Origin of the sequence: Microbacterium sp. (genome assembly GCF_035277845.1) — a bacterium.
Lineage (GTDB): Bacteria > Actinomycetota > Actinomycetes > Actinomycetales > Microbacteriaceae > Microbacterium.
The window spans coordinates 1-12,652 of the sequence record NZ_DATEJS010000118.1 but is presented as its reverse complement, the minus strand read 5'-3'; the positions used below and the strand labels follow the sequence as shown (position 1 = coordinate 12,652).

10 protein-coding genes, 1 other RNA gene and 1 pseudogene are annotated in these 12,652 nt (G+C 68.8%); 5 read left to right on the top strand and 7 right to left on the bottom strand.

From position 1 onward, the window contains the following. Positions 1 to 233 precede the first annotated feature (233 nt). Entirely contained in the window at positions 234 to 863 is a 630-nt protein-coding gene (locus VJR25_RS05040; protein ID WP_324113162.1) for a hypothetical protein, read from the top strand. 443 nt (positions 864 to 1,306) lie between these two features. Here VJR25_RS05040 and VJR25_RS05035 read toward each other — a convergent pair whose 3' ends face one another. Further along, on the bottom strand, positions 1,307 to 1,786 hold the full coding sequence (locus VJR25_RS05035) for a hypothetical protein (RefSeq protein WP_324113164.1): 480 nt from the start codon (positions 1,784 to 1,786) through the stop codon (positions 1,307 to 1,309). Between VJR25_RS05035 and VJR25_RS05030 the strand changes: the two genes are divergently transcribed. From VJR25_RS05030 to VJR25_RS05020, 3 genes are read left to right on the top strand one after another with little or no spacing between them, the layout of a single operon-like run. Beyond that, complete coding sequence (locus tag VJR25_RS05030; protein ID WP_324113160.1) at positions 1,703 to 2,548, top strand: phage major capsid protein; 846 nt, start codon at positions 1,703 to 1,705, stop codon at positions 2,546 to 2,548. The two genes, VJR25_RS05035 and VJR25_RS05030, sit on opposite strands and share 84 nt — an antisense overlap. 2 nt (positions 2,549 to 2,550) lie before the next feature. Continuing rightward, positions 2,551 to 4,710 (top strand): tape measure protein, encoded by a 2,160-nt coding sequence (locus VJR25_RS05025; protein WP_324113159.1) that lies wholly within the window; start codon positions 2,551 to 2,553, stop codon positions 4,708 to 4,710. Next, positions 4,710 to 4,964: a hypothetical protein gene (locus tag VJR25_RS05020; protein WP_324113157.1), complete on the top strand. Its 255-nt coding sequence runs from the start codon at positions 4,710 to 4,712 to the stop codon at positions 4,962 to 4,964. The genes VJR25_RS05025 and VJR25_RS05020 overlap by 1 nt, the downstream gene beginning before the upstream one ends. Before the next feature lie 834 nt (positions 4,965 to 5,798). Here the strand turns inward: VJR25_RS05020 and VJR25_RS05015 are convergent. From VJR25_RS05015 to VJR25_RS05000, 4 genes are read right to left on the bottom strand one after another with little or no spacing between them, the layout of a single operon-like run. After that, on the bottom strand, positions 5,799 to 6,425 hold the full coding sequence (locus tag VJR25_RS05015) for a LysE family translocator (RefSeq protein WP_324113155.1): 627 nt from the start codon (positions 6,423 to 6,425) through the stop codon (positions 5,799 to 5,801). Positions 6,426 to 6,481: 56 nt separating this feature from the next. Then, positions 6,482 to 9,478 (bottom strand): bifunctional [glutamine synthetase] adenylyltransferase/[glutamine synthetase]-adenylyl-L-tyrosine phosphorylase, encoded by a 2,997-nt coding sequence (locus tag VJR25_RS05010; RefSeq protein ID WP_324113153.1) that lies wholly within the window; start codon positions 9,476 to 9,478, stop codon positions 6,482 to 6,484. A gap of 7 nt (positions 9,479 to 9,485) precedes the next feature. Further along, positions 9,486 to 10,823, bottom strand: a complete 1,338-nt coding sequence (glnA, locus tag VJR25_RS05005) for a type I glutamate--ammonia ligase (RefSeq protein WP_324113151.1) — start codon at positions 10,821 to 10,823, stop codon at positions 9,486 to 9,488. Positions 10,824 to 10,854: 31 nt separating this feature from the next. Beyond that, positions 10,855 to 11,031 carry an SPOR domain-containing protein gene (locus VJR25_RS05000; protein WP_324113149.1) on the bottom strand — a complete coding sequence of 59 codons (177 nt, stop codon included), beginning with the start codon at positions 11,029 to 11,031 and terminating at the stop codon, positions 10,855 to 10,857. A 97-nt stretch (positions 11,032 to 11,128) separates the two neighbouring features. On the opposite strand from VJR25_RS05000, the gene ppgK reads away from it, so the two are divergent. Further along, complete coding sequence (ppgK, locus tag VJR25_RS04995) at positions 11,129 to 11,890, top strand: polyphosphate--glucose phosphotransferase (protein WP_324113147.1); 762 nt, start codon at positions 11,129 to 11,131, stop codon at positions 11,888 to 11,890. A 40-nt stretch (positions 11,891 to 11,930) separates the two neighbouring features. Here ppgK and rnpB read toward each other — a convergent pair. After that, positions 11,931 to 12,296, bottom strand: an RNA gene (gene rnpB, locus VJR25_RS04990) — RNase P RNA component class A. A gap of 27 nt (positions 12,297 to 12,323) precedes the next feature. After that, positions 12,324 to 12,652 (bottom strand): annotated as a pseudogene (locus VJR25_RS04985) (bifunctional 3'-5' exonuclease/DNA polymerase); the annotation flags it as partial.

Sequence of the window (12,652 nt, the reverse complement as noted above, 5' to 3'; positions counted from 1 at the left end):
CGCGCTCCGCTTCGGGCTCTGCCACAAGTGCGCGGCGCAGCTGGCATGGGCGCACCAGGCCGGTACTGGCGGGTTCCTCAGCGTGAACCCGCCGTGCGCCACGTGCGCGCCGCTCGTCGACATGCTGCCGCGGCCGCGCGGCGGTGGGTGGCGCACAGTGCGGGGATCCGCTCAAGACCCACGCAACTGGCCGGTTCGGAACCTCAGCGATCCGGATGGGGTGACGGTAGGGGGTGCGCCCGCTGAGTACACGAACGCTGAACAGGACAGCGCTCACGAGCGAATCGGGCGGCATCGTGGCTGACGCTCGGATCCCGGAGCGGTGGCTCGCCGACAAGCGGGTGCTGCGACTGTCGGCCGAGGCACGATCGAGCTTGGTCATGGCCACGGTGTGGAGCATGTCGAATCGGACCGATGGCAGGATCGAGCGCGCCGATCTGCCGCTGATCCCGACGTTCGTGGCATCCGCCGTCGTGGAGCTGGTCAGCCTCGATCTCTGGACACCGGACGGACCCGACGCCTGGGTGATCGCCGACTACGCGAGGGACCAGACCACTCGGGCCGAGTTCGAGGTCCTCGACAACGCCCGCCGTCGCGATCGCGAGAAGAAGCAACGTCAGCGCGCTGCCAAGAAGGCGTCAGCCTCCGCTGTCCCCGGGGAGAGTACCCGGGGACAGTCCCCCGGGACCGCACAGGCAAGGCAGGCAAGGAAGGCTCGGCAAGTGCTTGGCGAGGATGAAGGCGAAGCTATCGACGAGGTCACAGGCGAGATTGTCGACTGGCCAGCACGGATGCCGGGTGATCTGGATGAGGCGTGGGTGAGTCCGGATGCGCCGGGCGTGGTGATTGGGAGGCCGGCGTGATGCTTGGTGATGGGTTGGAGTACGACGGTGAGCTGGGGCGGTTGGATGCTGTGGCGGATGTGTCGTTGAAGCCGGTGGATTGCACGTGTTCGCCGGCGTCGGAGGTGTTGTCGGTGTTCCCGGGGACGGAGCTGCCGCGGGCGGTGGGGTGGACGCATTTTGCGCCGTGTCGCTACTACGTCGCCGGTTGAGGGTGCGTGTATGGTGTGTCGCGTAGTGGGACGCGCGTCGTCGATCTACCCGGACCCCTCAGCCGGGCCCCGCAGCCGCCGCGAAAGCGCCCGCTGCCGCAGCCAGCTGGGATGGTCCCGCCATATCTGACGCGCGAAGTCGGCGTCGCCGATGCCACTCGAGCGCCACGGATGACTGCAGACGCCCAGGGCGCGAGCCGGTCTTGCCTGCGGGGTATCTGCGACCTGCCGTCGGGACCTGGATTCCATCTTTCATTCGCGCGTCTGGTGCCTCGGTGCGCACGACTCCTTGAGGGAGAAATCATGCCCGTTACTCTGATCGAAGCCCGCGCCGGGATGCGCGAGCTCGGCACGAAGGCGCAGGCCATCGTCGACAACTAGTCCCTGAACCCGACCGCGAAGCTCGCCGAGCTGAACAAGCTGCACGCGCAGCTCGCCGAGTACAAGGGCGTTCTCGCCATCCACGAAGGTGCCAACCTCCTCGCGGGCGGCGGCAACGCGCTCGGCGTCGACGACGGCCGGTTCGGGTTCGCGAAGAACCTGAACCGGATCCCGCGGTTCGCGCTCGACGAAGCTCAGACACTGTCGCTGTTCGAGGCGGTGAAGATGAAGTCGGCGCTGCGCATCGAGACGAAGGACGCGGTTCCGATGGACCCGCGCACCGATCTGCCGGCTCAGTTCCTGGGTGGTGTCGTGGCGGCCGCGCATGAGCCGCTGCGGATCCTCGATCACATCCCTGCATCTCCGATGGAGGGACCGTCGATCGAGTTCATCGCGCACACGTCCACGGTCGGCTCGGCCGGGATGGTGGCGGCCGGCGGCGCGAAGCCGCAGGTGCAGTTCATCACGACGCCGACGATCCTCACCGCTCGGAAGATCGCGCTCTGGACGGCTCTGCTCGACGAGAACCTCGACGACTTCCCGACCTTCGCGGCGTACATCGCGAACGAGCTCCAGCGCCTCATCGTGGACACCGAGAACGACCAGGTCCTCAACGGCGACGGGACCGGCGAGAACCTCAAGGGGCTGCTGCATCAGACGGGGATCCTCACCCGCGATCACACCGCCGATGTGACTGCGGACCCGGATGCGACAGGGCTCGACACGATGGAGATGGCGATCGCCGATCTCCGCACCGGCGCCGCGTTCGTCGACCCGGACATGATCGTCATGCACCCGACGACGTGGTCGAAGCTGCGTCGCACGAAGGATGGCCAGGGGCGTTACATCCTCAACCCCGACCCGTCGTCGTCTGAGGCCAACACGCTCTGGGGGATCCCGGTGCTGCCGACCACGACGTGTGCCGTCGGGACGTCGCTCGTCGCGAACCTCGAGAAGGGCGCTCAGGCGTTCCAGCGCAAGGGCTTCGTCATCGAGACGACGAACAGCGCGGGCGACGCGTTCACCACGAACCAGACCCTCTTCCGTGCTGAAGAGCGACTCACGCTCGGCTCTCCTCGGCCGGCGGCGCTGCTCAAGGTCACCAACCTCTGATCATGAGCGGAGGCGGCAAGCTCGGCACGGCCTACTACGAGCTCATCCCGTCGATGCGGGGGGCGCAGCAACAGATCACATCTGCGCTGGCGCCCGCCGCGTCGGGGGCCGGCGCCGTGGCTGGTCGAGGGTTCTCCCTCAAGTTCGCTGCGATCGCTGGTGGTGTCGGTGGGATCGCCGCCGCCGTCGCGGGTCGTGCTGCGTCTGCGATCACCGGGTTCATCAGCGAGGCTGCGCAAGCATCCGACGCTACGGACAAGTTCCGGCAGACTCTCGCGTTCGCGGGGCTCGGGTCGACCGCGATCGACGGGCTCACCAAGTCGACGCGGCGGTACGCGGACCAGACCGTGTACTCGCTCGCCGACATTCAGGGCATCACCGCCCAGCTCGCAGCGAACGGGGTGAAGGGGTACGGGTCGCTCGCGGAGGCGGCGGGCAACCTGAACGCTGTCGCGGGTGGCAACGCGGAGACGTTCAAGTCCGTCGGGCTCGTGCTCACCCAGACCGCCGGTGCGGGAAAGCTCATCACGGGCAACTGGAACCAGCTCGCCAACGCGATCCCCGGCGCGTCGGGAAAGTTGCAGCAGGCGCTGAAGTCCGCCGGTGCCTACACCGGCAACTTCCAGGAGGCGATGGCCAAGGGACAGATCTCCGCGGACGAGTTCAACGCCGCCATCTTGAAGCTCGGCTTCACCGATGTGGCGAAGAAGGCGGCGACGTCGACGTCGACCATCGAGGGCGCCCTCGGTAACCTGCAGGCGTCGATCGTGGGGGTCCTGTCCGACGGGATCTCGAAGGTGAAGCCGGCCATCACGGGCGTGATCAACTTCGCCGCGACCGGGGTGACCGCCATTGGTTCGCTGTTCGGGCGAATCAGCGGGGTCATCCAGCGGATACTCCATGCCACTCTCGCCCCGGTCGGCGCGGCGGTGAAGCAGTCATTCGGTGGCATCGCGGAGAAGGTCGGTCCGATCTTCGCGGCGATGGGTCCCGCGATCGCGCAGATCCTGCCGCCGCTGCTCCAGCTCTCAGGGCTGTTCAACCCGGTGTCGCTGATCTTCCACGCACTCCTGCCCGTGCTGCCCCAGGTGACCGGGCTGCTCGGAACACTGGCGGCGACGCTTGGCAGCGCTCTGCTGTCCGTGCTGCAGCAGGTCGCACCGATCCTGTCGCAGCTCGCGACGATCCTGACCGGCGTCATGAATCAGGCGGTCGCCGCGCTACTGCCCGTCGTCGTGCAGCTCGTCGGCGTCTTCACCCAGCTCGTGCCCGCGGTGATGCCGCTGGTCGGTGTACTGCTGCAGCTGATCGGGCCGATCATCTCGCTGATAGCTCCGCTGCTGCAGCTGATCGGGCCGATCCTGCAACCCCTGATCGGGCTGTTCGTGGCGATCCTCAAGCCGATCCTCGCACTGATCCAGCCCATCATCGGCCTCCTGGTGCCGGTGCTGAAGATCGTCGCGACCGTGCTGCAGGTCGTGATCACCTGGGTCGCGCAGGCGATCACCTGGTTCGTGAAGCTCGTCACCGGGAACAAGCAGGCAGGGCAACAGTTCCTCGCCGTGTGGAACGGCCTCATGTCGTTCTTCTCCGGCATCGGGCAGTGGTTCGCAGGCGTGTGGAACGGTCTCATCAACGGCATCTCGAGCTTCATCGGGAAGGTCGTCGGGTTCTTCACGTCCCTGCCGGGGAAGATCGGTGACGCGTTCGCCGGTGCCGGGCGGTGGCTGTGGGACGCGGGCGTGAACATCGTCCAGGGGCTGATCGGCGGCATCCAGTCCCTCGCGGGCTCGATCGGTCGATGGTTCCTGTCGGTGATCCCGGATTGGATCAAGGCGCCGTTCATGGCGGCGCTCGGCATCCACTCGCCGTCGACCGTGTTCCACGAGCTCGGTGAATTCACGATGCAGGGCTTCATCAACGGTGTCTCGTCGAAGCAGCGCGAGGTGCAGGACACGGTGACGCAGGTGGCCAATCTGACCGCGTCCGCCGGCATGAGTGGCAGCGGGTCAACGTTCGGAGTCGCAGCGCGCGGCGACACGTACAACTTCAACGGGATCACGACTGACGCGGCCGCGTCGGAGATCTCCGAGAAGATCGAAACGACCAAGCGCCGCCGCGTGTACGCGACGGGGGCGACAGTCCTGGCGGGAGTGAGCTGATGCCCTACATGAGAGCGCACGTAGATCAGACGATCGTCACCATGCTCACCGCGGGATACGACGCGGACCTGATCAAGCTCATCTTCAGCGACCCGCGCACGAGCGAACTTCCGATCGGTGAAGCATTCCAGTTCCTCGGCGAAGTGATCGGAAACCTGTCAGGCCTGGTCATGGCGCTGCGCGACGCCTATCCCGAACTCATCAACCCGATCGTCGAACACCTCGCCCTCACCGCGGCGGCGGACGACGGATAGCTTGCGTCAACGTCACCCGCCTCGAGTTCCGTGGCGGTCCTCGGCGGGAACGAAGGCCGACCACTCGTCGAGTGGTTGAATTAGACACTCCGGTCGGCCTGCGCGAGAACAGTGCCGGCCTCCACACCACGTGCCTCTGGTGCGGAGGCCGGCGCCACTACAGGGGGTCTCGAAATCGCTGTGGGTGGCTTGGCCGCCACTCGATGGGCAGTGATTCCCCCCACCCAGAGATTTTTCTCAAAAACGCGCGTCAGATCGTGATCATGATCGACTCCCAATTGGGACCGATGTGCCGCGCGATTCCGCGGAAGTTCGCGTCGATCGTGCGAACGTTCGCAGACGTCCGCGGACGCGTCCGCGTGACGGAACGTGACGGAACGTGACGCGAATGTGCGATGCTGTGCGCGTGACGACCTGGATGGACTACCACGAAGCAGCGCGACGCGTCGGACGCTCGAGGCGCACGATCCGACTGTGGCGCCTCAACGGAATGCCGATGTCATGGGAGCTTCGGGACGGGCAGCGTTGCAGGGTCGTCGATCAGCGCGTGCTGCTTGCGTGGTGGCGTGAGCGGATGAAGGCGAACCCGGTCCACCAGAACCGACTCCGCCGAGCGGCCCGCGAGTCCGCGGAAAGTCCGCAGGACTCTCAAGAACTCGCCACGACACCCAACACCTGACAACAGGCATATGCCAGGTCAGACGGCAGATCCGTCACGTGCCAACCAGCCTCATCGACCTGATGAAACTACGAGCTGTACTACGGCGTCTGATCCGTCGCAGTGGAAGCGCCCTCCGAGCCCAGCTCGGAGGGCGCTTTCGCGTCGATCTCTGCTTACTCCGAGGCGGCGAGTGCGATCGTTCCGATGCCGAGGGCGGCCAGGATGCCGGCCGAGACCCGCTCGAGCGTCTTCGTCACCCGCGGGCGCTTGAGCCATGTCATCGCGCGTGCCGCCAGCATCGCCACGACGACGAGGTACGCGCAGGCGACCACGGCGTCGATCGCTCCGAGCAGCAGCGTGTCGACCAGGGCCGCGGAGTCGTGGGGCACGAACTGGGGGGCGATGGCCAGGAAGAACAGGCCGACCTTCGGGTTGAGCATCGTCGAGACGGCGCCCGCGAGGAAGCCCGACCGGATGCTGGTGCGGCGCGGCTCGGTCTGCACCGCCCGGGAGTGCTTGCGGCTCGCGAGGAAAGCCGCGACGCCGAGGTACACGAGGTAGAGGCCGCCCACGATCTTCAGCACGCGGTAGAGCTCGGCCGACTCCTGCAGGATCGCGGCGAGGCCGAACGCGACGGCGAGCGCCCAGACCATCGATCCGAGCGCGGAACCGGCGGAGGCGGCGATCCCCGCGCCCTGACGGGCGAGGCTGAACCGCAGCACCAGGAACGTGTCCGGTCCCGGTGTGATCGCGAGCAGGACGCACAGTCCGGCGAAGGCCAGGATCGAGGGTGCTGTCATGAGCGCAGTCTACGGGCCCGCCCCGGCGGGCCGGAAACCGGCTGAGGCCGCCCTGATCAGCCGTAGAAGAGCTTCTCGAACATGCGGCGGGCCCGGCGCGCGGTTCCCATCCAGTCCTCCTCCACCCGGCTCGCCGAACGCGGCGGGTACTCGAGCAGCTGGCCGATGCCGTCCAGGCGCCGTCGATCCGCGGGCAGCACGTCGCTCGTCTGCCCGGACAGCAGCGTGTTGGCCGAGCGCAGCCGGCTGGCGAGCAGCCACGCACTGCGCAGGCGCTCCGCCGCGGCGGAGCCGACGAATCCCGCCGCCACGACGGCATCCAGCGCCACCAGCGTCGAGGTGGTCCGCAACTCCGGGTTCGTCCCGGCGTGCTCGAGCTGCAGCAGCTGCACGAGCCACTCCACGTCGCTGAGCGCACCCGGTCCGAGCTTCAGATGACGCTCGGGCTGCGCCCCCTGCGGCAGGCGCTCGTTCTCGACCCGCGCCTTGATGCGCTTGATCTCGCGGATGCCGTGGGGATCGAGCGTCTTCGGGTAGCGCACCTCGTCGGCCAGCCGCTCGAAGTCCTCGATCAGCCGCACGCTGCCGGCGACGCCGCGGGCCCGCAGCAGCGCCTGCGCCTCCCACGACAGCGACCACCGGCCGTAGTACTCGCGATACGCGTCGAGGGAGCGCACCAGTGGCCCGTTGCGGCCCTCCGGCCGAAGATCCGCGTCGAGGTCCAGAGGCGCGCGGTGGTCCTCGGAGTGGGTGCGGAGCGCCGCCACGAGCTTGCGGGACAGTTCGTTCGCCCGCTCCGGGTCCACGTCGCCGGGCCGGTACACGTAGAGGATGTCGGCATCCGACCCGAAGCCGAGCTCCGCACCGCCGAACCGGCCCATCGCGATGACGGCGAACTCGAGGCTGTCATCGGCGGGCTCCACGATCTCGCGCCGCACCGCGCGCAGCGTGGCCTGGATCGTCACCTCGGTGATCGTCGTCAGGGACGCGGCCACCTGGTGGATGTCGATCGCGCCGAGCACGGCGGCCATCGCGGTGCGCAGCAGCTCGCGGCGCCGCAGCGCGCGCACCGACTTCATGGCATCCCCGATCGTCGCGTGGCGGCCCTGGATCGCCCGGGCCTCGTCCTGGAGTGCGGTGCCGGTGCGCGGTCGCAGCTGATCCGCGTCGTCGAGCCAGCCGGCGGCCTCGGGGATCCACTCCATGAGATCGCCGATGTACTTCGAGCAGCTCAGCACCTGCGTGAGGCTCTCGGCCGCCGTCGACGAATCGCGCAGCATCCGCAGGAACCACGGCGTGCTGCCCAGCCGCTCCGCGATGCGGCGGAACGCGAGCAGCCCCATGTCGGGGTCCGCGCCCTCGGCGAACCAGCTGATCATGACCGGCATGAGGTGCCGCTGGATCGTGGCGGTGCGGCTGAGCCCGCTGGTCAGCGCGGCGATGTGACGGAGGGCGCCCGCCGGGTCGGCGAAGCCGATCGCTGCCAGCCGGTCGTGCGCCTCCGCGGTGGACAGGCTCCGTTCCGCCTCGGGCAGGGCGGCGACCGCCGACAGCAGCGGCCGGTAGAACAGTCGCACGTGGATGTCGCGCACCTCGCGCTTGATCGTCTCCCAGAGCGCCCGCACCGCGTCGCCCGTCTCGGCGAGACCGCTCGCCCGGGCGAGCACCCGGAGATCCTCCGCGCGGGTCGGCAGCAGGTGGGTGCGCAGCAGGCCCCGCAGCTGCAGGCGGTGCTCGAGCACGCGCAGCATGCGGTAGTCCTCGCCGAAGGCCGCGGCATCCGCCCGGCCGATGTAGCCGCCGGTGACGAGGGCGTCGAGCGCCTCGAGCGTGCCCCGCTGCCGGATGTCCCCATCGCTGAGCCCGTGCACGAGCTGCAGCAGCTGCACCGTGAACTCGACGTCGCGCAGTCCGCCCGGCCCGAGCTTCAGCTGGTTCGCCAGCTCGTCGACGGGGATGTGGGCCGTCACCCGCTCCCGCATGCGCTGCACGCTGTCCACGAAGTTCTCGCGCGCCGCGCTCGTCCACACCTTCGGCTGCACCGCGGTCACGTAGTCGGCGCCGAGAGCCATGTCACCGGCGAGCGGCCGGGCTTTCAGCAGCGCCTGGAACTCCCAGCTGTGCGCCCAGCGGTCGTAGTACGACAGGTAGGAGTCGAGGGTGCGCACGAGCGCGCCCTGTTTACCCTCGGGCCGGAGGTTCGCGTCGACCTCCCAGAGCGGCGGCTCGATCTCGACCCCGCTGATTCCCCGCATCGTCTGCACCGCCAGGCGGGTCGCGATGTCGATCACACGGCTGGATGCGAGCTCCGTCGCCGATTCGGCGCCCTCGCAGACGAACACCACGTCGACGTCGCTCACGTAGTTCAGCTCGCTCGCACCGGCCTTGCCCATGCCGATGATCGCCAGCCGTGTCGCGGCGACCTCGTCGTGCGTGAACAGGCCGCCCGGTCCGCGGGCGGACAGCTTGGTGCGGGCGACGCACAGGGATGCCTCCAGGGCGGCACCGGCGGCATCCGCGAGCGTCGACGCGACCGCCGGCAGCACGGTGGCGGCATCCGGAGCCAGCAGGTCGAACACGGCGATGCGGGCGAGCATGCGCCGATAGCGCACCCTCAGGGCGACCCAGGCCTCGTCTCCGGACCGGTCGGCGAACCCGTCCACGGCGCCCACGCTGTCGCACAGCTCGCCCACGAGTTCCGCCGCGGACGGCAGTCCCTCGCGCGCCACGCACAGGTCGGACAGCTCGTCGGGATGCCGCAGGTAGAAGGCGCCGAACCCGTCGGACGCGCCGATCAGGGTCCACGCCGCCTGTTCGCCGTGCGCGTCGGCGAGCACCGCGCGGACGGCCGCAGCGTCCCGGCGCGCGATGCGCACGAACGAGGCGACGGCGGCATCCGGATCGGCCGCCCACGACGCGCCGGATGCGAGCTCGGCCTCGGAAACGCCGGTGAGCCCCGCCAGTTCGACGAGCCCCTCCTGTGCGGCGGCCAGGTTCGCGAACCCGGCTCGGGCGAGCCCGGTCAGGGCTGAGGAGCGATCGCCGGTGGCCATCGGCACCTCAGAGCATCTCGAGGTTGCGCTTCAGTTCGAAGGGCGTCACCTGCGAGCGGTACTCCTCCCATTCGCGCCGCTTGTTCAGCAGCACGTAGTTGAACACCTGCTCGCCGAGGGTCTCGGCGACGAGCTCGGAGTCCTCCATGTATTCGAGGGCATGGTCGAGGCTCGTCGGCAGCGGCGCATAGCCGAGGGCGCGGCGCTCGGAATCGGTGAGCGACCAGACGTTGTCCTCGGCCTCCGACGGCAGCTCGTAGCCCTCCTCGATGCCCTTGAGGCCCGCCGCGAGCAGCAGGGCGTATGCCAGGTACGGGTTCGCGGCGGAGTCGAGCGCGCGGTACTCGACGCGGCTGGACTGGTCTTTGTTCGGCTTGTACATGGGCACGCGCACGAGCGCCGACCGGTTGTTGTGGCCCCAGCAGATGAAGCTCGGCGCCTCGTCGCCGCCCCACAGGCGCTTGTACGAGTTGACGAACTGGTTGGTGACCGCGGCGATCTCGTTCGCGTGGCGCAGGAGCCCAGCGATGAACTGCCGTCCGACGCGCGAGAGCTGGTACTGGGCGCCCTCCTCGTAGAACGCGTTCACGTCGCCCTCGAACAGGGACATGTGCGTGTGCATGCCGCTGCCCGGCTGCCCGCCCAGCGGCTTCGGCATGAAGGTCGCGTAGACGCCCTGCTCGATCGCCACCTCTTTGATGACCGTGCGGAAGGTCATGATGTTGTCCGCGGTCGCGAGCGCATCCGCGTAGCGCAGATCGATCTCGTTCTGCCCCGGGCCGCCCTCGTGGTGGCTGTACTCCACCGAGATGCCGAGGTCTTCGAGCATCCGCACCGACCGGCGGCGGAAGTCGTGCGCCGTCCCGCCCGGCACGTTGTCGAAGTAGCCGGCCGAGTCGACCGGCTCCGGGCCGTCCGGGCCGAACGTGGACGACTTCAGCAGGTAGAACTCGATCTCGGGATGCGTGTAGAACGTGAACCCGGCATCCGCGGCCTTCGCCAGAGAGCGCCGCAGCACGTGCCGGGGGTCGGCGACGGCCGGGCGCCCGTCGGGCGTCGTGATGTCGCAGAACATCCGCGCGGTGGCGTCGATGTCACCCCGCCAGGGCAGGATCTGGAACGTCGACGGATCGGGATGCGCGAGCAGGTCGGACTCATAGGTGCGGGTCAGCCCCTCGATCGCCGAGCCGTCGAAGCCGAGGCCCTCCGTGAAGGCGCCTTCCACCTCGGCCGGCGCGATCGCGACCGACTTGAGGGTGCCCACCACGTCGGTGAACCACAGGCGCACGAACTTGACGCCCCGCTCTTCGATCGTGCGAAGCACGAAGTCCCGCTGCTTGTCCATTCCGTCCCCTTCGGCCACCGGCAGTACGAATCTAGCGGTCCGCGGCGTCCTCCTCCGCCCACTTGCGCGAGCGTTCGCGGATGATCTCCGGCGCGCGCGCCGCTTCCTCGGCGGTGTCGAACGGACCGGCCCGGTCCGGTGCCGGGGTGACCAGTCCTCGTTCGACCTCGCCGGTCTTGAGGTTGTACCAGTACTTCTCGTCGGACATGGCATCCTCCTCGCCGGGCATGCGCCCACGAGTGCGATCCTACTGAGCCGGTGCGGATGCCACATCCCGCCGGACGCAGGTGGCTACGCTGGGGCGCATGACTGAGATCGCCGCCCGCGCCGTCGGCGTCGACATCGGCGGCACCGGGATCAAGGCCGGTGTCGTGGATGTGACCACCGGCACCCTGATCAGCACCCGCGCGAAGGTCGCGACACCCGAGGGAGCCAAGCCGCGCGACGTGCTCGCCGCGGTCGAGCAGGTGCTCGACCTGCTCGACGTCGCCGAGGACAAGATCCCGCTCGGAGTCGCGTTCCCCGCCATCATCAAGAGCGGGCGCACCATGTCCGCCGCGAACGTCTCGGACGAGTGGATCGGCTTCGAGGCGGAGAAGTTCTTCGAGGACGGCCTCGGTCGCGACATCCACTTCGCCAACGACGCGGACGTCGCCGGCATCGCCGAGGTGCGGTTCGGGGCGGCGAAGGATCAGGCCGGCCTCACCATCCTGACCACCCTGGGCACGGGCATCGGCTCGGCCATGATCTACAACGGGGTGCTCGTGCCGAACTCGGAACTCGGGCACGTGCAGCGCGCCAAGCACGGCAAGGACGCCGAGGCGTACGCGGCGAACTCGGTGATGGAGCGGCTGGGGCTCAGCTGGGCGCAATGGGCGAAGCGGCTGCAGTGGTACTACAGCCACCTCGAGTTCCTCTTCAGCCCGGACCTGTTCGTCGTCGGCGGCGGCGTGTCCAAGAGCAGCGACAAGTTCCTGCCGCTGCTGGACCTCAAGACGCCGATCGTGCCGGCCGTGCACCGCAACAACGCGGGGATCATCGGCGCGGCCGCCCTCGCGGCCGACTGAGCAGACGCGGCGCGGTCACGCGACCGCGGACGGGACTGTGCGAATGGGCCGGCCTGTACGCCGGGTTCTGTTCCGGGGCATGAGCCCCTTCGACGGTCATCTCTCTCGACGACACGTTGCCGTGCCGTTCCAGCGGCCTACCCGGGGACTCGGCGGGCCGCGTCGTCATCCCCTGTCTGGCCTTGCTCCGGGCGAGGTTTGCCATGCGGATGCTGTCACCAGCATCCCGGTGGTCTCTTACACCGCCCTTTCACCCTTACCGGCTCGCGCCGGCGGTCTGCTCTCTGTGGCACTGTCTCGCGGATCGCTCCGGGTGGGTGTTACCCACCGCCCTGCCCTGCGGAGCCCGGACGTTCCTCGGCGCAGCGCGGCGGACCGCGTGCGACGCGACCGTCCGGCCGACCCATTCGCCCCTCCATTCTAGGCGGCGCGGTCAGTCCTTCTCGGCCGTCTCCCCGACCTTGACGTCGAGCCGGAAGTCGAGCGGGAACGTCCCGAACAGCAGGTTCGTCGCCGCGTCGGCCGCATCCTGCACCGCCTGCGCCACGCGTTCGGCATGGCGAGCCGGCGTGTGCACGATGAGCTCGTCGTGCAGGAAGAACGCCAGGTGGGGCACGCGCGCGAACAGGATGCCGGATGCCGGTGCGGCCTCGGCCTCGTCGACGGGCTCGAACGCGGCGAGCCGCGCGCGCAGGTCGCCGAGCCAGGCGAGCGCCCACTCGGCGGCGGTGCCCTGCACCACGAAGTTGCGGGTGAACCGCC

Excerpts from the sequence above, each read along its gene's own strand:
- VJR25_RS05030 (WP_324113160.1), top strand. The coding sequence starts at position 1,703 with ATGGACCCGCGCACCGATCTGCCGGCTCAGTTCCTGGGTGGTGTCGTG.
- VJR25_RS05025 (WP_324113159.1), top strand. The coding sequence starts at position 2,551 with ATGAGCGGAGGCGGCAAGCTCGGCACGGCCTACTACGAGCTCATCCCG.
- VJR25_RS05020 (WP_324113157.1), top strand. The coding sequence starts at position 4,710 with ATGCCCTACATGAGAGCGCACGTAGATCAGACGATCGTCACCATGCTC.
- VJR25_RS05015 (WP_324113155.1), bottom strand. The coding sequence starts at position 6,425 with ATGACAGCACCCTCGATCCTGGCCTTCGCCGGACTGTGCGTCCTGCTC.
- VJR25_RS05010 (WP_324113153.1), bottom strand. The coding sequence starts at position 9,478 with ATGGCCACCGGCGATCGCTCCTCAGCCCTGACCGGGCTCGCCCGAGCC.
- glnA (WP_324113151.1), bottom strand. The coding sequence starts at position 10,823 with ATGGACAAGCAGCGGGACTTCGTGCTTCGCACGATCGAAGAGCGGGGC.
- VJR25_RS05000 (WP_324113149.1), bottom strand. The coding sequence starts at position 11,031 with ATGTCCGACGAGAAGTACTGGTACAACCTCAAGACCGGCGAGGTCGAA.
- ppgK (WP_324113147.1), top strand. The coding sequence starts at position 11,129 with ATGACTGAGATCGCCGCCCGCGCCGTCGGCGTCGACATCGGCGGCACC.